This window comes from Paenirhizobium selenitireducens ATCC BAA-1503 (genome assembly GCF_900492185.1).
Classification (GTDB): Bacteria; Pseudomonadota; Alphaproteobacteria; order Rhizobiales; family Rhizobiaceae; genus Allorhizobium; species Allorhizobium selenitireducens_A.
This window is the reverse complement of the sequence record NZ_UEYP01000009.1, coordinates 16,742-34,636: the sequence shown is the minus strand read 5'-3', so window position 1 is coordinate 34,636 and position 17,895 is coordinate 16,742. Positions and strand designations below refer to the sequence as shown.

The window sequence follows — 17,895 nt, the reverse complement described above, 5'->3', positions numbered from 1 at the left end:
GGTCGCGGGCCTTTTGCCCGATCAACGGCGGCACCAAGAGGGATAGGTAGTCATGGCAGAGCAGGCACCCGGCGCGGTCATCGTCATTTCGAGTCACGTCGTGCGTGGTTCGGTCGGCAACAGGGCTGCCGTCTTTGCGCTCGAAAGCCTCGGCTTTCCCGTCTGGGCCTTGCCGACCGTCGTGCTTCCCTGGCATCCCGGCCACGGGCCATCGACCCGGCTCACCTTTGGCGAGAGTGAATTCGATCACGCGATCGACGATCTCATCGGCGCGCCGTGGCTCGGCGAGGTCAAGGCGGTCTTGACCGGCTATTTCGGCAATGCCGCGCAGCCGCGAGCGGTCGCGCGGCTGGTGCGGGCCCTGCGGGCGCGGGATCCCGACCTGCTCTATGTCTGCGATCCGGTCATGGGCGATGTCGGCGGTCTCTATCTCGGCGAGGAGACGGCGGTGGCGATCCGCGATGCGTTGATCCCGCTTGCCTCAGTCGCCACGCCCAATCGCTACGAGCTCGAATGGCTGGTCGGTGCCAGGCTGTCGACCAATGCGGAGATCATGGAGGCGGCCCTGTCGCTCGGCCCGTCGCGCATGCTGGTCACGTCGGCCGTACCGATGATGGCAGGCGGCACCGGCAATCTGTATCTCAGTGGAAAACACGCCCTTCTCGCCGAGCATCGCTTGATCGACAATCCGCCCAACGGATTGGGAGACCTGACCTCGGCCCTTTTCCTGGCGCGCCTGCTGGCGGGCGTGCCGGAGGAGCGGGCCCTGCAACTGACCACGGCCAGCGTCTTCGAAATCCTCGCGCGCACCGCCAAGCGCGGTGGCGACGAACTGACGCTCGAAAGCGACGCCTCCAGCCTCTCCACGCCGATGGCCATGGTGCAGATGCGCCATTTGCTGCACCCCGCCCAGCGGCCGAGGCGCAGCTGAGCGTGGCGCGCATTGCCGGTTTGTGTCTGAAGCTTGCGCGAAGCTGTTGCCATCGGCGCCGGCTCGCGCTAATCGGAAAGCCATGAAGCGCTTCCCAACGTCCCTGCTGAACGGTTATCGCAACTTCATGAGCGGTCGCTATGTCGACGAGCGAGAACGCTATCGTGTTCTGGCTGACCAGGGACAGAAGCCGCACACCCTGGTCGTCGCCTGCTGCGACAGCCGGGCCGCCCCCGAGACGATCTTCGATGCCGGTCCGGGCGAACTGTTCGTCGTGCGCAATGTCGCCAACATGGTGCCGCCCTACGAGCCGGACGGACAGTACCACTCCACATCGGCGGCACTGGAATTCGCGGTCCAAGCCCTGCGGGTGAAAGACATCATCGTGATGGGTCACGGCCGCTGTGGCGGTATCCGCGCCGCGCTCGATCCCAATGCCGAGCCGCTTTCGCCGGGTGATTTCATCGGCAAGTGGATGGGGCTGGTCAGCACCGCCGCCGAACAGATCCAGGGCAATTCGGTGATGACCGCGACCGAGCGGCAGACCGCGCTGGAGCGCATCTCCATCCGCAATTCCATCGCCAATCTGCGCACTTTCCCTTGCGTGAAGATTCTCGAGGAGCGCGGCAAGCTCCAGATCCATGGCGCCTGGTTCGACATCGCCAATGGCGAATTGTGGATCATGGATCCGGATAGCCGGGACTTCGTTCGCCTCGAAGGATAAGCCTTTGTTCGCGTGAGGGACCACGATTCCTCTTGCTCCGGAGCCGTGTCCGAGAGCCACGGGGCTATCGTCCCGGCAAGCCGATTTCATCCAGGCGCTTGAGTTGGCCTGTGAGGCCGCCCATGACCGTATCGCACGCACCCGATCGGAAGGCCTGAGCGGCCTTCCTTGCAGGACACTTGAAGGCGCTTTTACTCGCCGTCGATACGTGCGCCGATATGGGCGATCGCCTGCTGGTACACGGTTGCGGCATTCCACTGCTGGAGCGCACCGTAGTTCGCCTCGCCTGGCTGGTAGCCGCCACCGGCCTGCCAGCCATGGCCACGCAGGAAGTTGGCGGTCGAGGCCAGCGCATCGGCGCGCGAGCTCACCAGGTCGATCCTTCCGTCACCATCGCCATCTGCTCCGTAGCGTACCACATTGCGTGGCAGGAACTGCGTCTGGCCGATCTCTCCGTGGGCCGCGCCCCGCGCCGACATCGACAGCGAGCCGTTGCCGACGAGTTGCAGGGCCGCGTAGAATTGGTCGGTGAAGAATTCCGAACGGCGGCAGTCATAGGCTAGCGTCGCCGCGGCCGAGAGGATGTGTTCCTTGCCCATGAAGGAGCCGAAACCGCTTTCCATGCCCCAGATCGCGATCAGCGGTCCCGCCGGCACGCCGTAGCGCTGTTCGATCCTGGCGAACAGCGCCGCATTGCCCTTCTTCATGCTCTTGCCGCGGGAGATGATCGTGGCGCCGCCGCGTTTCTGCATGAACTGGTCAAAGGACAGCTTGAAGCTCTTCTGGCCGCGATCGGCGCGGATCGTGGCATTGCTGTAGGATACGTTGGCCATCACCTTGTCGAGGAGCTTCGGGCTCACGCCGCTGCCGGCGGCCTCCGACTTGAATTCCTGCTTCCAGGCTTCGAAACCGGCGGACGAATTGCCGCATTGCGCCGCATGGGCGGCGCCGCCTACGGTCGAAAACATGGCCGCCGACAGAAACGCCGCCGACAGGAACTTGGACAGTCGCATGTATTGCCTCGTATTCTTGCGATTTGACTTGATCGTAACATGCCAGCGACAGCTGATTCTGTCACGCCGGGTTCTACAGGTTCAGTGCTGCTTTCGCCGCATTGCCGATCACGAAATGATGATCCTTGGGCCGGCCCCCCGCGACTTCGGGGCGAGGAGCCGGCATTGGTCCCGTCAGGCGGCCTTCTTGGCCTTGATCAGGCCGCGATTGATCAGCAGTTCGGCGATCTGAACGGCGTTGAGAGCCGCGCCCTTGCGCAGGTTGTCGGAGACGATCCACATGTTGAGGCCGTTCTCGACGGTTGCATCCTCGCGGATGCGCGAGATGAAGGTCGCGTCCTCGCCGGCGCATTCGATCGGGGTGATGTAGCCGCCGTTCTCGTGCTTGTCGATGACGAGGCAACCGGGTGCCTCGCGCAGGATGTCGCGCGCCTGATCGGCGGTGATTTCGTTCTCGAACTCGATATTGACCGATTCCGAATGGCCGATGAAGACGGGAACGCGCACCGCGGTGCAGGTCACCTTGATCTTCGGGTCGAGCATTTTCTTGGTCTCGGCGAGAACCTTCCACTCTTCCTTCGTGTAGCCGTCTTCCATGAACACGTCGATGTGCGGGATGACGTTGAAGGCGATACGCTTGGTGAACTTCTTCGCCTCGATCGGGTCGGCGACGAAGACGGCGCGCGTCTGGGTAAACAGCTCATCCATGCCTTCCTTGCCGGCGCCCGACACCGACTGATAGGTCGACACGACGATGCGCTTGATCTTGGCGAAGTCATGCAGCGGCTTCAGTGCGACGACGAGCTGGGCGGTCGAGCAATTCGGATTGGCGATAATGTTGCGCTTCTTGAAGTCGACGATGGCGTCCGGGTTCACTTCCGGAACGATCAGCGGAACGTCGGCGTCGTAGCGCCAGGCGGACGAGTTGTCGATCACGACGCAGCCCTGGGCGCCGATCTTCGGCGACCACTTCTGCGAGATCGTGCCGCCGGCGGACATCAGGCAAATGTCGGTATCGGAGAAATCGTAGTTCTCGAGGTTCTGTACCTTCAGAACCTTGTCGCCGAAGGACACTTCGGTGCCCTGCGAACGGGCCGAGGCGAGCGCTACCACTTCGTCGGCCGGAAACCCGCGTTCGGAGAGGATATTGAGCATTTCGCGCCCGACATTGCCGGTGGCGCCTACGATTGCGATCTTGAAACCCATTAAATTGCTCTCTTTCTGTCTCTCCTCGGGTGGTGAGGGGGGAGCCGCGCTGCAAAGCGCGCCTTCCTTGTCCCCGGCCGTGCCGGGGAGAGAGCGGGGGCCAGAGACGTCAGACGGTTTTCGTCGTCGTTTTGGCTGTGGTCGTGAATGAAACCGAGATACGTTCGTCCATCCCGGCGCCGTGCGCCAGGCTCAATCCGTCTGCGATGTGTGAGCAGAAAGAATACATGAGCGAATCCCTATTCCCGCCGAGCTATTAAGAGGTTTTTTGCCAGAGTCAAGCACAAGGCGGGCTTTCATCTTGACGGGCGGCTCGGACAGCCGGCTCCTGTTCCAGGGTGATCGGCTTGCCCCGACCGCCTTGCGTCAAGGTGGATATGTCGCAAAAAGACACGCCGAATCCATCGCGTCGGCCCATTTGCGACCATGGGAAACCGTTGCCTTAGACTTAAGTCATAAGCCCAAAGCATCTCTCTTGATTTCCGCCGTTTTCTGCCAGTTTGTAAACAACCCGTAACCGCGACAAAGCGACCCGGAGGAGTGGTGGGTCGGCGGTCGGCGGGGAACGTAATCTTGTGGAGGAATAACAATGGCAAATGTCGCAGCCGTCAGCGGCTCGCCGCGGGGCATGACTGCCGAGGAGCGCAAGGTCATCTTTGCCTCGTCGCTCGGCACGGTTTTCGAGTGGTACGATTTTTATCTTTACGGTTCACTGGCGCTCTATATCGGCGCGACCTTCTTCTCGCAGTATCCGGAAGCAACCCGGAACATCTTCACGCTGCTGGCATTCGCTGCCGGCTTCCTCGTTCGCCCGTTCGGCGCGCTGGTGTTCGGCCGCCTCGGCGACATGGTCGGTCGCAAGTATACCTTCCTCGTCACCATTCTGATCATGGGCGCCTCGACCTTCCTGGTCGGTCTGCTGCCCGGTTCGGCCACCATCGGCATCGCCGCTCCGATCATCCTGATCGTGCTGCGCATGCTGCAGGGCCTGGCGCTCGGCGGTGAATACGGCGGTGCGGCGACCTATGTCGCGGAACACGCGCCGCACGGCCGTCGCGGTTTCTACACCTCGTGGATCCAGACGACCGCGACGCTCGGTCTGTTCCTGTCGCTGCTGATCATCCTCGGCATCCAGACCGTCATGGGCCGCGAAGCCTTCGCAGCCTGGGGCTGGCGCATTCCGTTCCTTCTCTCCGCGCTGCTTCTGGCCGTCTCGGTCTGGATCCGCCTGAAGATGAACGAATCCCCGGCATTCACGAAGATGAAGGAAGAAGGCACGCGTTCCAAGGCGCCGATCTCCGAAGCCTTCGGTCAGTGGAAGAACGCCAAGGTCGCCATTCTCGCCCTGCTCGGCGCCGTCGCCGGTCAGGCCGTGGTCTGGTATTCCGGCCAGTTCTATGCCCTGTTCTTCCTGCAGAACGTCCTTAAGGTCGATCCGCAGGACGCCAACATCATGGTCGCCATCGCGCTCGCCATCGGCACCATGTTCTTCGTCGTCTTCGGCTGGCTGTCCGACAAGATCGGCCGCAAGCCGATCATCATGGCCGGCCTGCTTCTCGCCGTTCTGACCTATTTCCCGCTCTTCAAGGCCATGACCCAGTTCGGTAACCCGGCTCTGTTCGCAGCGCAGGAAAACATCCGTGCAACGGTTACCTCCGATCCGAAGGATTGCACCTTCCAGTTCAACCCGACGGGTACGGCCAAGTTCACCACCTCGTGCGACATTGCCACCTCGACGCTGACCCGGAACTCGGTTCCGTATGATGTCGTCGCTGGCCCGGCCGGCTCCGTTGCCACGATCAAGATCGGTGACGCGACCATCGAGAGCTATGACGCCATCAAGTCGGCGGACCAGGCCAAGGCTCTGGATGCGAAGATGCAGAAGGGCATCAACCTTGCCCTGCAGACCAACGGCTATCCGCTGGTTCGCGCGGCCGTCAAGGTTCCGGACAGCAAGCTGGATGCCTTCGTTGCCGCCAACCCGGAACTCGCCCTTGATGCCGCCGCCATCCGCGCCGGCGAAAAGGCAACGGTTCCGACCGCCGATCTGGTCAAGGAAAAGCTGCTGACGGCCGAAGAAGCCGCAGCCGCTCCCGAAATGGCCGTCTACACGATCGCCAATGGCGGTGCGTTCAAGATGGTCGCCGATCCTGCCAAGGTCAGCTGGGTTGGTGTCATCGGTGTCCTCACCGTGTTGATGATCTACGTCACCATGGTCTACGGCCCGATCGCCGCCATGCTCGTCGAGATGTTCCCGACCCGCATCCGCTACACCGGCATGTCGCTGCCCTATCACATCGGCAACGGCTGGTTCGGTGGTCTTCTCCCTGCAACGGCCTTCGCCATGAGCGCCGCCAAGGGTGATATTTACTACGGTCTGTGGTATCCGATCATCATCGCCGGCTTCTCCTTCGTCGTCGGCATGATCTTCCTGCGGGAAACCAAGGACAATGACATCAACGCCTAAGGTCGCTCTGACCTTATGGAAGAGCAATCGGAGAGCCCGGCGCCAGTGCGCCGGGCTTTTTCGTATTGTCGGTGATGCGCGTATTTCGATGGCTTGAAGTGGTGATGGCGCTATGGAAGATTAATGCCATGTCGCTTTGCCCGGTATCCCATGACAGTCACTCTTCGAGACGCCGCTGCGGCTGACCTTGCCGCAATCACACGCATCTATGCCGAGGCGGTCCTCACGGGGACGGCAAGCTACGAACTCGCCGCGCCCGACGAGGCGGAAATGAGGACGCGGTTCGAAGCGATTACACGTCAAGGCTATCCCTACATCGTCGCAATGGATCCGATGGGCACGGTGCTTGGCTATGCCTATGCATCCGCGTTCCGGACACGTCCTGCTTATCGCTGGCTGGTCGAGGATTCGATCTACCTGGCGCCGGAGGCGCGCGGGAAGGGGATCGGCAAGATGCTGCTGCAGGATTTGGTGCTGCGCGCCACCGATCTCGGGTTCCGGCAGATGGTAGCCGTCATCGGTGGCGCCAGCCTCGCCTCGATCGCCGTTCATCGGGCCTGTGGTTTTCATCCTGTCGGGACATTGACCGGGACCGGATTCAAGTTCGGCCAATGGCTGGATACCGCCTTCATGCAGATCGCGCTCGGCGATGGCGACACGAGCGATCCCGATCCGGCGCGTTATCCGGGCACGCTCTTTGCGGGTTGAGAGCCGGAGTTTGCCTCGGACAAGTGGATGCCGGTTTTCCGAAAAGACGAACGAAAACAGAGATAGCCGCTAGTCAACGAGCTTGAGCGTCCTGTCGAACACCTTCAGCACCTGTTTCAGCTCGTGCCCGCGCTTGAGAATCCTGCCATCGGCGCCGATCACCGAGAAGGCGCCCTGCTTGGCGGCGAGCTTCGGGTCCTTCTCGATCCTGTAGAGCGGGTATTCGCCCGACCGCTTGAACACGGAGAAGACGGCCTTGTCCTTCAGATGGTCGATTGCATAGTCGCGCCACGCGCCTTCGCCGACCATGCGGCCGTAGATCCACAATATTGCATCCAGTTCACGGCGATGGAAGGTGACAGGCAGCGGATCGCGGGACTGGCGATATTGATGAATGTCGACGACGGCGGCGGTACCCGTGTCGCGATTGCCGCTCTCTTCGGCTCCTCTCTCCGACTGATCGCTCATGGAAGTGTCGAGACCTCGCCTTCGTAACAAACAGATGACAGTCTGCCTCATGGAGTCGAAATTGCAAGCCTAGGGTTTCAACTGCGGCCACGGTTGTCGAACTCGGCGATTACGAGATCGCGCATGCGCTGCGCGACCGGCGTCATTCGCCGCGTCGTCAGGCTGATCAGGTGGTAGGGCGCGACGCGGATCGGCTCGCGGATGTCGAGCGGCAAAAGGCCGGAGCCCGTGGTGTGGCGACAGAGCAGGTCGGAAACCTCGCGCGACATGGGAGCAATCGCGTTCGATGCGGCGAGCATGGCGATCATCACCAGCAGTGAGGTCGTGTTGACGATGTTCGACGGGATCGCTGCACCCTGCGCGATGAAGACGCCTTCCAGTGCCTGACGTACCGGCGCGCCGGGTGCCTGCATGACCCAGGGAAAATGCACCAGGTCCGCCATCGTCAGCTTCTCGGCATAGGCCAGCGGATGGCTCTGGTGGATCAGCAGGTCGACCTCCTCGGTCAGAACGCCGCTGATGGTAAATTGTCGGGCGTCGATTCCCGCCGGAATGCGCCCGAGGACGAAATCGAGCTGGCCGGCAAGAAGCTCGGCGATCAGCGCATCGCTGGGGGCAACCTCGACATGGACGTCGGCGGTCTCGGCCTCGGCCTTCAGCGCCTGTATCGCCGGCACAACAAATCCCACCGCCCCGCCGGTGACGGCGCCGACCCTGACCGTTCCCGTCAGGCCGCGGCGGATGGCATCGACCTCGCGCGCCGCTTCGCGGATCTCCTCCAGCAGGTTTTCCGCCCGCCGCGCCAGCGCGCAGCCGATCGCCGTGGCTTCCATGCCCTTGGGCGTGCGCACGAAGACCGGCGCTCCGACATGGCGCTCGATCTCGGCCAGCATGCGCGATGCGGCCGGCTGGGTGATCGACAGCGCATTGGCGGCCAGGCTCAACTGGCCATAGTCGGCAATGGCGCGAATCAGGCTGAAATGCTTGGGCAGAAGGCGGTTGGCGAGCTTTTCGGACATGGAGAACATATCAATTACGGTATGCAGAAAGTCAAACTAATCATTTGAACGGTATATCCGAAGCGCTATGACTCGGCTCGGATCAGGCGGGCCTCGTGTCGTCGCCGGTTCTTGCACTGTACGGTTGCCAGACGGAGCTGGAGCCGGACGATCAGCCAGGGAGGAATTCCGTGAAGAAAATTACCACTCTTATTGCGTCTGTCGCGCTGGGCATTTCGGTGTTCGCGTCGCAGGCAATTGCGGAAACGAAGGGCGTTGTCGGCATTTCCATGCCGACCAAGACGTCGACGCGCTGGATCTCGGATGGCGAGACCATGGAAAAGCTGTTCAAGGAGGCCGGCTACGAGCCCGACCTGCAGTTCGCCGATGACGATATCCCGAACCAGCTTGCCCAGATCGAGAACATGGTCACCAAGGGTGCCAAGGTCCTCGTGATCGGCGCCATCGACGGCACCACGCTGTCGGACATCCTGCAGAAGGCGGCCGACGCGGGCGTCAAGGTCATCGCCTATGACCGCCTGATCCGTGACTCGGGCAATGTCGACTACTATGCCACCTTCGACAATTTCCAGGTCGGCGTCCTCCAGGCCACCAGCCTCGTCGACGGTCTCAAGGCGAAGTTCCCGGACACCAAGCCGTGGAACGTCGAACTGTTCGGCGGTTCGCCGGACGACAACAACGCCTTCTTCTTCTACGATGGCGCCATGTCGATCCTGCAGCCGATGATCGACAGCGGCGAAATCGTCGTAAAGTCCGGCCAGCAGGGCATGGAACAGGTCGGCACCCTGCGTTGGGACGGCACCGTCGCCCAGGCCCGCATGGAAAACCTGCTGTCCTCGACCTATACCGAAGACAAGGTCCATGGCGTTCTGTCGCCTTATGACGGCCTGTCGATCGGTATTCTTTCGGCTCTCAAGGGCGTCGGCTACGGCTCGGGCGACATGGCCATGCCGGTCGTCACCGGTCAGGATGCCGAGCTCCCCTCGGTCAAGTCGATCCTCGCCGACGAGCAGTATTCGACCGTGTTCAAGGATACCCGCGAGCTTGCCAAGGTCGCCGTATCGATGGTCGACGCCGTGATGGAAGGCAAGGAGCCGGAAGTGAACGACACCAAGACCTACAACAATGGTGTCAAGGTCGTTCCGTCCCACCTGCTCAAGCCGGTCGCCGTGGACAAGTCCAACATCAAGGACGTCATGGTTTCCTCCGGTTACTACACCGCCGAGCAGATCGACAACTGATCTCTTGATTGACCCGGGTCCGCGATCCGTCGCGGGCCCCTTTTGCCGTAGCATTTAGGGAGCTTGCGCCGCCGGCTTGATGATCGTGTCGCCGCGCCGCGCCGGAATTCTGCACATGGACAAGATTATTCTCGAGATGCGCGGCATCACCAAGACGTTTCCGGGCGTGAAGGCCCTGGACAATGTCAGTTTCAAGGTGCGCGAAGGCGAGATCCACGCGCTGGTCGGCGAAAACGGCGCCGGCAAGTCGACGCTGATGAAGGTGCTTTCCGGGGTCTATCCCGCCGGCACCTACGAGGGTGAGATCCACTTCGACAATGAAGTCCGCCGCTTCTCCACCATTTCCGACAGCGAAGAGCTCGGCATCATCATCATTCACCAGGAGCTGGCGCTGGTGCCGCTCCTGTCGATCGCCGAGAACATTTTTCTCGGCAACGAGATCGCCAGCAATGGCGTGATCAACTGGCCGGCGACGTTTGCCCGCACGCAGGAGCTTCTGGCGAAGGTCGGCCTGAAGGATTCGCCATCGACGCTGATTACCGACATCGGGGTGGGCAAGCAGCAATTGGTCGAAATCGCCAAGGCGCTTTCCAAGAAGGTCCGCCTGCTGATCCTCGACGAGCCGACCGCATCGCTCAACGAGACCGATTCGGACGCCCTGCTCACCCTGTTGATGGAGTTCCGCAAGCAGGGCATGACCTCGATCATCATTTCCCACAAGCTCAACGAAATCCGCAAGGTGGCCGACCAGATCACCATCCTGCGCGATGGCGGCGCCGTCGAGACGCTTGACTGTCATACCCAGGAGATCACCGAGGACCGCATCATCCGCGGCATGGTCGGCCGGGCGATGGAAGACCGCTATCCGCCGCGCGAACCCAAGATCGGCGAGACCCTGCTGGAGGTGAAGAACTGGAATGTCTTCCACCAGAACCACCGCGACCGCCAGTTCCTGCATGACGTGAACTTTACCGTGCGCGCCGGCGAAGTGGTCGGCATTGCCGGCCTGATGGGGGCCGGACGCACCGAAACCGCGATGAGCCTGTTCGGCAAGTCCTGGGGCCACAAGATTTCCGGCCAGGTGTTCATGCACGGCAAGCCGGTCGATGTCAGCACCATCCCGAAGGCGATCGGAGCCGGCCTTGCCTACGTGACCGAGGACCGCAAGCATCTTGGCCTCGTCCTGAACAACAACATCATGCACAACACCACGCTCGCCAATCTCGACGGCGTGTCGAACAACGGCTTCATCGACGAGCGCAAGGAGGCCCGCGTCGCTTCGGACTACCGGTCCAAGCTTCGTATCCGCTCCCACTCGATCTACCAGGAAACCGTCAATCTTTCCGGCGGCAACCAGCAGAAGGTCGTGCTGTCGAAATGGCTGTTCACCGATCCGCAAGTGCTGATCCTCGACGAGCCGACACGCGGCATCGACGTCGGGGCGAAATTCGAAATCTACACCATCATCAACCAGCTAGCCGCAGAGGGGAAGGGCATTCTGATGATCTCGTCGGAAATGCCCGAACTGCTCGGTACCTGTGACCGGATCTACGTGATGAACGAAGGCCGGATCGTCGCTGAACTCTCCAAGGGCGAGGCGAGCCAGGAATCCATCATGCGTGCCATCATGCGCTCGGGGGAGAAACACTAATGGCAATCGACACCCGCACCGAAACCCCGAAAGTTTCCGTCAGCGACTATCTGCGCAAGAATATTCGCGAATACGGCCTGCTGCTGGCGCTCGTCGTCATCATGCTGCTGTTCCAGTTCCTGACCGGCGGCGTCCTGTTCAAGCCGGTCAACATCACCAATCTGGTCCTGCAGAACTCGTTCATCATCATCATGGCGCTCGGCATGCTGCTGATCATCGTGGCCGGGCATATCGACCTTTCGGTCGGCTCGATCGTCGCCTTCATCGGCGGCATATCGGCGATCATGCTGGTCAAATGGGGCTGGCATTTCTCGCTCGTCGTGCCGCTTTGTCTCATCATCGGCGCCGCCATGGGCGCCGCCCAGGGCTACTGGGTCGCCTACCAGAAGATCCCGTCCTTCATCGTCACGCTGGCCGGCATGCTGGTCTTCCGCGGCCTCACATATGTCGTCCTCGAAGGCCGGCCGATCGGCCCGTTCCCGAAGGAATTCCAGCTTCTGTCGACCGGCTTCATCCCGGACTTCCTGTCGTTCACCGATCCGGCCACGAGCCTCGTCAAGAACTACGTGGCGCTGCTCGCCGTTCTGGCGCTGGTCGGCTGGGCGATCTATTCGGGCCTGAAGAACCGCCGGCTCAACGAACAGCACGGTACGCCGAACGAGCCCTTCGTCTTCTTCGCCGGCCAGATGGCGGTCATCAGCGTCGTTGCCATCTTCCTCGGCTTCCAGCTGTCGACCTATCGCGGCCTGCCGAACGTGCTGGTCGTCATGGGCATTCTGATCGCCTTCTACACCTTCGTCACCACCCGATCGACCATCGGCCGGCGCATCTATGCGATGGGCGGCAACGAGAAGGCGGCCAAGCTGTCCGGCATCAATACCGAGCGGCTGACCTTCTACACCTTCGTCAACATGGGCGTGCTGGCGGCGCTCGCCGGCATGATCATCGCCGCCCGCCTCAATTCGGCGACGCCGAAGGCCGGCGTCGGCTTCGAGCTCGACGTCATCGCCGCCTGCTTCATCGGCGGCGCCTCGGCCTCGGGTGGGGTCGGCCGCATTATCGGTGCGGTCATCGGCGCCTTCATCATGGGCGTGATGAACAACGGCATGTCGATCATGGGCATCGGCATCGACTATCAGCAACTGATCAAGGGTCTGGTGCTGCTCGCCGCCGTCTTCTTCGACGTCTACAACAAGAACAAAGCAGTCTGAGGTAAGAGATATGTACCTGTCGCAATTGAAGGATGGTGGCGTCATTTGCCGCCAGGGGGAATCTGCGCGCCTCGTGCCGGGTTTCGCCTCCACCTATGAACTGGCCAAGGCGGCGATTGCCGCCGGCACCACGCTGGCCGATTGCATCGCCAGCCGGGGCGAGGGTGAACTCGTCGATCTGCCGGCCCTTGCTGCCGCCGGCAAGCTCGATTGCCCGGTCCGTCATCCCGATGCGGCCCACATGTTCCTGACCGGTACGGGGCTCACCCATACCGGCTCGGCCTCGACCCGCGACAGTATGCATGCCGATACCGTCGGCATGAGCGACTCGATGAAGATGTTCCGCATGGGCCTCGAGGGCGGCAAGCCGAAGGCCGGCGAACGAGGCGTACAGCCCGAGTGGTTCTACAAGGGCACCGGCGTCAATGCCGTGGCGTCCGGCGAGCCGCTGGTGTCGCCCTCGTTTGCCCTCGACGGCGGCGAAGAACCGGAAATCGCCGGCTTCTACCTGATCGGCAAGGACGGCACGCCGTTCCGCCTCGGCTTCTCCATCGCCAACGAGTTCTCCGACCACGTCACAGAGAAGATCAACTATCTCTACCTCGCGCATTCCAAGCTGCGCCCGGCCTCGTTCGGCCCGGAAATGCTCGTCGGCCCGCTGCCGGCGCATATCGAGGGCACCTCGCGTATCCTGCGCGGGGACAAGGTGATCTGGGAAAAGCCCTTCCTCTCGGGCGAGGACAATATGTCCCACACGATCGCCAATCTCGAATACCACCATTTCAAGTATGATCTCTTCCGCCAGCCGGGCGATCTGCATGTGCACATGTTCGGCACGGCGACGCTGTCGTTCGCCGATGGCATCAAGGCCGAGGACGGCGACGTGTTCGAGGTCCAGGCGGGTGCGTTCGGCCTGCCGCTCAAGAACCCGCTGGCGCGCGCCGCCGCCGGAAATCCTGACGTAACCATGCTCTGAATACGGACGCCGCGCGCGGCGCCACGCCACCAGCAAAGAGACAGAGAACAGCCATGAGCGCTTTCAAACCGGCAATTTGGCCCCGCAAGCTTAGATCCCAGGAATGGTTCGGCGGCAATACCCGCGACAACATCTACCATCGTGGCTGGCTGAAGAACCAGGGTCACCCGCACGACCTGTTCGACGGGCGCCCGGTCATCGGCATCATGAACACCTGGTCGGATCTGACCCCGTGCAACGGTCACCTGCGCGAACTCGCCGAAAAGGTGAAGGCGGGCGTGTGGGAAGCCGGCGGCTTCCCGGTCGAGGTTCCGGTGTTCTCGGCATCCGAAAACACCTATCGCCCGACGGCGATGATGTACCGCAACCTCGCCGCGCTCGCGGTCGAGGAGGCGATCCGCGGCCAGCCGATCGACGGCGTCGTGCTGCTGGTCGGCTGCGACAAGACCACGCCGTCGCTTCTGATGGGCGCCGCCTCCGTCGACCTGCCGACCATCATGGTCTCCGGCGGGCCGATGCTGAACGGCTATTTCCGCGGCGAGCGCGTCGGTTCCGGCACGCATCTGTGGAAGTTCTCGGAAGCCGTCAAGGCCGGCGAGATGACCCAGGACGAATTCCTCGAGGCCGAGGCCTCGATGTCGCGCTCGACCGGTACCTGCAACACCATGGGCACCGCCTCGACCATGGCCTCGATGATGGAATCGCTCGGCATGACGCTGTCCGGCAATGCCGCGATCCCGGCCGTCGACAGCCGTCGCCGCGCCATGTCGCAGCTGACCGGGCGTCGCATCGTGCAGATGGTCAAGGACGACCTGAAGCCTTCCGACATCCTCACCAAGGCGGCCTTCGAGAACGCCATCCGCACCAATGGCGCGATCGGCGGCTCCACCAATGCGGTCGTGCACCTGCTGGCCATCGCCGGCCGCATCGGTGTCGACCTGACGCTGGCCGACTGGGATCGCTGTGGCCGCGACGTGCCGACCGTGGTCAATCTCATGCCGTCGGGCGAGTATCTGATGGAAGAGTTCTTCTATGCCGGCGGCCTGCCGGTGGTCCTTAGGATGCTCGGCGAGGCCGGCAAGCTCAACAAGGACGCGCTCACCGTCTCGGGCGGACCGATCTGGGACGAGGTCAAGGACGTTCGCAACTGGAACGACGACGTCATCCGTCCGGTCGAACGCGCGCTCACCCAGCAGGGCGGCATTGCCGTGCTCAAGGGCAACCTGGCGCCGAAGGGCTGCGTCCTGAAACCTTCCGCCGCATCGCCGCACCTGATGCAGCATCGCGGCCGTGCCGTCGTGTTCGAGGACATCGACGACTACAAGGCGAAGATCAACGACGAGAACCTCGACATCGACGAGACTTGCGTGATGGTCATGAAGTATTGCGGTCCCAAGGGTTATCCGGGCATGGCCGAGGTCGGCAATATGGGCCTGCCGCCCAAGGTGCTGCGCAAGGGCATCACCGATATGGTCCGCATCTCCGATGCCCGCATGTCCGGAACTGCCTATGGGACGGTGCTGCTGCACACCTCGCCGGAAGCCGCCGTCGGCGGTCCGCTCGCCGTGGTCAGGAATGGTGACATGATCGAAGTCGACGTCGCAAATCGCCGCATCCATCTCGACATTCCCGACGAGGAACTGCAGCGCCGGCTTGCCGCCTGGCGCCCGCCGGTCGAGCCGCCGGCCAGCGGTTATGCCCGCATGTTCCACGATCACGTCGAGGGAGCCGATACCGGTGCCGATTTCGACTTCCTTAAGGGTTGCCGCGGTTCGGCCGTCGGCAAGGATTCGCACTAGGAAAACGGCCATGCAAGACCGCATTTCGATCGCTCTCGTCGGTATCGGCAAGATTGCCCGCGACCAGCATATCCCGTCGATCGCCGAGGGGAGCGATTTCGATCTGAAGGCGGCGGTGAGCCGTCACGGCAAGGTCGAAGGTATCGAGAACCATACGGATTTCGGTGCTTTCCTCGCCACGCGGTCGGGCATCCGCGCCGTTTCGCTCTGCACCCCGCCGGAGGTTCGCTTCGACATGGCCCGCAAGGCGATCGCCGCCGGCCATGACGTCTTGATGGAAAAGCCGCCAGCAACCACGCTCGGCGAGGCGGAAGCGCTCGCCGATCTCGCCCGCGAGGCCGGCGTCACGCTCTTTGCCACCTGGCATTCGCGCTTTGCCCTCGGCGTCGCGCCGGCCAAGGCCTGGCTTGCCGACAAGGCAATCCGCTCCATATCCATCGTCTGGAAGGAAGACGTCCGCCGCTGGCATCCCGGTCAGGCCTGGATCTGGGAGCCCGGCGGCTTCGGCGTCTTCGACCCCGGCATCAATGCGCTGTCGATCCTGACCGAGATCGTACCCGGCCGGATTCTTGTCGAAAAGGCGAGCCTCTCCTTCCCGGCCAATCGCAAACAGCCGATCGCCGCCGACATCGCCATGCGCACGCTGTCCGATGCGCCGGTTTCCGCCGTGTTCGACTGGCGCCAGGAAGGACCGCAGACCTGGGACATCACGGTCGAAACCGACCAGGGGACGCTGCGGCTTTCCAAGGGCGGTGCCGAACTGTTTTTCGATGGCATCGAAAACACGGCTGGACCCGACCGGGAATATGCCGGTATCTACGAGCGGTTCGCCGCGCTCATCCGGGCGCGCCAAAGCGACGTCGATTTCCAGCCGCTGCGGCTGGTGGCGGACGCCTTCCTGTGCGCAGAGCGCCTCGAGGTCGAGGCCTTCGAAGACTGATCGATTAAAGGGACAATTGCCATGGCTTATGAATTTACCGGGAAGCACCTGATTGCCGGCCGCTGGGTAGCGGGCAGCGAGACCTTCTCCTCCTCGCCTGCGGAAGGTCCGGTGCGGAATTTCTCCTTCGGTTCGGCCGCCCTGGTGGACGAAGCCGTGCGCGCCGCGGAAGAGGCCTTCGAAACCTATGGCTATTCCAGCCGTGCGGAGCGCGCCGCCTTTCTCGAAGCTATTGCCGAGGAGATCGACGCACGCGGTGACGACATCACCGAAATCGGCTCCGGCGAGACCGGCCTTCCCAAGGCGCGCCTTGTCGGCGAGCGTGGCCGGACCGTTGGCCAGTTGCGGCTGTTCGCAACGCATATCCTCAAGGGCGATTATCTCGACCGCCGCCATGACGCAGCGCTGCCGGATCGCCAGCCGCTGCCGCGTCCCGACCTCAAGCTGATGCAGCGGCCGATCGGCCCGGTCGGCGTGTTCGGCGCCTCCAACTTCCCGCTCGCCTTCTCCACGGCCGGCGGCGACACGGCATCGGCGCTGGCCGCCGGTTGCCCCGTCGTGGTCAAGGGTCACGAAGCCCATCCCGGCACGGCCGAGATCGTCGCTGCCGCCATTGATGCCGCCATCAAGCGTTGCGGCGTCCATCCCGGCGTGTTCTCGCTCGTCCAGGGCGGAAACCGCGAGGTCGGCACCGCGCTGGTTCAGCATCCGCTGATCAAGGCGATCGGCTTTACCGGCTCGCTCGGTGGCGGCCGCGCCCTGTTCGACCTCTGCGCCAAGCGCCCCGAGCCCATTCCCTTCTTCGGCGAACTTGGTTCGGTCAATCCGATGTTCCTGCTGCCGCAGGCCATGGCTGCGCGCGGCGAAGCGATCGCCAAGGGCTGGGTCGGTTCGCTCACCATGGGCGCCGGCCAGTTCTGCACCAATCCGGGCATTGTCGTCGTGATCGAAGGCGAGACCGCCAATGCCTTCACCAAGGCCGCCGAACAGGCGCTTTCGGCGGTCGCCCCGCAGACGATGCTGACCGAGGGCATTGCCGAGGCCTATCGCAAGGGCGCGACGAAGATCGCTTCCGTCGAAGGCGTTCGCTCGGTTCTGACCTCGACCTGCGACCTGCGCAATGCGACGCCTTACCTCTTCGCCACGACAGGCAAGGAGTGGCTCGCCAATCATGCGCTCGGCGAGGAAGTGTTCGGCCCGCTCGGCATGATCGTCACCGTGACCGACACCGACGAGATGCTGGCCGTCGCCCGTAGCCTCGAAGGTCAGCTGACGGCTTCGCTCCATCTCGAGGCTGGTGACGAGGCGCTCGGCGCCAAGCTCCTGCCGATCCTCGAGCGCAAGGCCGGCCGCCTTCTCGCCAACGGTTTCCCGACCGGTGTCGAAGTGGCCGATGCGATGGTCCATGGCGGTCCTTATCCGGCTTCGACGAATTTCGGCGCGACCTCCGTCGGCACGATGGCGATCCGCCGCTTCCTGCGGCCGGTCTGCTACCAGGACATCCCGGTCGCCCTGCTTCCGGAAGACCTGCGCTAAGGGAC

15 protein-coding genes are annotated in these 17,895 nt (G+C 62.9%); 11 read left to right on the top strand and 4 right to left on the bottom strand.

Annotated features, from left to right (window positions below; genetic code table 11):
* Window positions 1-52 precede the first annotated feature (52 nt).
* Together pdxY and RHIZ70P_RS15585 are read left to right on the top strand one after the other, a co-directional pair.
* Complete coding sequence (pdxY, locus tag RHIZ70P_RS15590) at window positions 53-931, top strand: pyridoxal kinase PdxY (protein WP_115671402.1); 879 nt, start codon at window positions 53-55, stop codon at window positions 929-931.
* A gap of 82 nt (window positions 932-1,013) precedes the next feature.
* Window positions 1,014-1,655: a carbonic anhydrase gene (locus RHIZ70P_RS15585; RefSeq protein WP_115671401.1), complete on the top strand. Its 642-nt coding sequence runs from the start codon at window positions 1,014-1,016 to the stop codon at window positions 1,653-1,655.
* A gap of 191 nt (window positions 1,656-1,846) precedes the next feature.
* Here RHIZ70P_RS15585 and RHIZ70P_RS15580 read toward each other — a convergent pair whose 3' ends face one another.
* Together RHIZ70P_RS15580 and RHIZ70P_RS15575 are read right to left on the bottom strand one after the other, a co-directional pair.
* On the bottom strand, window positions 1,847-2,668 hold the full coding sequence (locus RHIZ70P_RS15580; protein WP_115671400.1) for a lytic murein transglycosylase: 822 nt from the start codon (window positions 2,666-2,668) through the stop codon (window positions 1,847-1,849).
* A gap of 174 nt (window positions 2,669-2,842) precedes the next feature.
* Window positions 2,843-3,874 (bottom strand): aspartate-semialdehyde dehydrogenase, encoded by a 1,032-nt coding sequence (locus RHIZ70P_RS15575; protein WP_115671399.1) that lies wholly within the window; start codon window positions 3,872-3,874, stop codon window positions 2,843-2,845.
* A 589-nt stretch (window positions 3,875-4,463) separates the two neighbouring features.
* On the opposite strand from RHIZ70P_RS15575, the gene RHIZ70P_RS15570 reads away from it, so the two are divergent.
* Window positions 4,464-6,341: an MFS transporter gene (locus RHIZ70P_RS15570; RefSeq protein WP_115671398.1), complete on the top strand. Its 1,878-nt coding sequence runs from the start codon at window positions 4,464-4,466 to the stop codon at window positions 6,339-6,341.
* Between the two features lie 150 nt (window positions 6,342-6,491).
* Window positions 6,492-7,049: a GNAT family N-acetyltransferase gene (locus RHIZ70P_RS15565; protein WP_115671397.1), complete on the top strand. Its 558-nt coding sequence runs from the start codon at window positions 6,492-6,494 to the stop codon at window positions 7,047-7,049.
* Window positions 7,050-7,118: 69 nt separating this feature from the next.
* Here the strand turns inward: RHIZ70P_RS15565 and RHIZ70P_RS15560 are convergent, their stop codons facing one another.
* Entirely contained in the window at window positions 7,119-7,517 is a 399-nt protein-coding gene (locus tag RHIZ70P_RS15560; RefSeq protein ID WP_115671396.1) for a DUF2794 domain-containing protein, read from the bottom strand.
* 77 nt (window positions 7,518-7,594) lie between these two features.
* Complete coding sequence (locus RHIZ70P_RS15555; RefSeq protein WP_115671471.1) at window positions 7,595-8,536, bottom strand: LysR family transcriptional regulator; 942 nt, start codon at window positions 8,534-8,536, stop codon at window positions 7,595-7,597.
* A 170-nt stretch (window positions 8,537-8,706) separates the two neighbouring features.
* On the opposite strand from RHIZ70P_RS15555, the gene chvE reads away from it, so the two are divergent.
* The 7 genes from chvE to RHIZ70P_RS15520 all read left to right on the top strand — a co-directional run bounded on the left by chvE (window position 8,707) and on the right by RHIZ70P_RS15520 (window position 17,890).
* On the top strand, window positions 8,707-9,777 hold the full coding sequence (gene chvE, locus RHIZ70P_RS15550) for a multiple monosaccharide ABC transporter substrate-binding protein (RefSeq protein ID WP_115671395.1): 1,071 nt from the start codon (window positions 8,707-8,709) through the stop codon (window positions 9,775-9,777).
* Between the two features lie 115 nt (window positions 9,778-9,892).
* Window positions 9,893-11,428 (top strand): multiple monosaccharide ABC transporter ATP-binding protein, encoded by a 1,536-nt coding sequence (gene mmsA, locus RHIZ70P_RS15545; protein ID WP_115671470.1) that lies wholly within the window; start codon window positions 9,893-9,895, stop codon window positions 11,426-11,428.
* A complete protein-coding gene (gene mmsB, locus RHIZ70P_RS15540; RefSeq protein ID WP_115671394.1) occupies window positions 11,428-12,639 on the top strand; it encodes a multiple monosaccharide ABC transporter permease in 1,212 nt (403 codons plus the stop codon). The genes mmsA and mmsB overlap by 1 nt, the downstream gene beginning before the upstream one ends.
* A gap of 10 nt (window positions 12,640-12,649) precedes the next feature.
* Complete coding sequence (araD1, locus tag RHIZ70P_RS15535) at window positions 12,650-13,615, top strand: AraD1 family protein (protein ID WP_115671393.1); 966 nt, start codon at window positions 12,650-12,652, stop codon at window positions 13,613-13,615.
* 53 nt (window positions 13,616-13,668) lie between these two features.
* Window positions 13,669-15,414 (top strand): L-arabinonate dehydratase, encoded by a 1,746-nt coding sequence (gene araD / locus RHIZ70P_RS15530; protein WP_115671392.1) that lies wholly within the window; start codon window positions 13,669-13,671, stop codon window positions 15,412-15,414.
* A 10-nt stretch (window positions 15,415-15,424) separates the two neighbouring features.
* On the top strand, window positions 15,425-16,354 hold the full coding sequence (locus RHIZ70P_RS15525; protein ID WP_115671391.1) for a Gfo/Idh/MocA family protein: 930 nt from the start codon (window positions 15,425-15,427) through the stop codon (window positions 16,352-16,354).
* Between the two features lie 21 nt (window positions 16,355-16,375).
* Window positions 16,376-17,890 carry an aldehyde dehydrogenase (NADP(+)) gene (locus RHIZ70P_RS15520; protein ID WP_115671390.1) on the top strand — a complete coding sequence of 505 codons (1,515 nt, stop codon included), beginning with the start codon at window positions 16,376-16,378 and terminating at the stop codon, window positions 17,888-17,890.
* The last annotated feature ends 5 nt before the right edge of the window (window positions 17,891-17,895 follow it).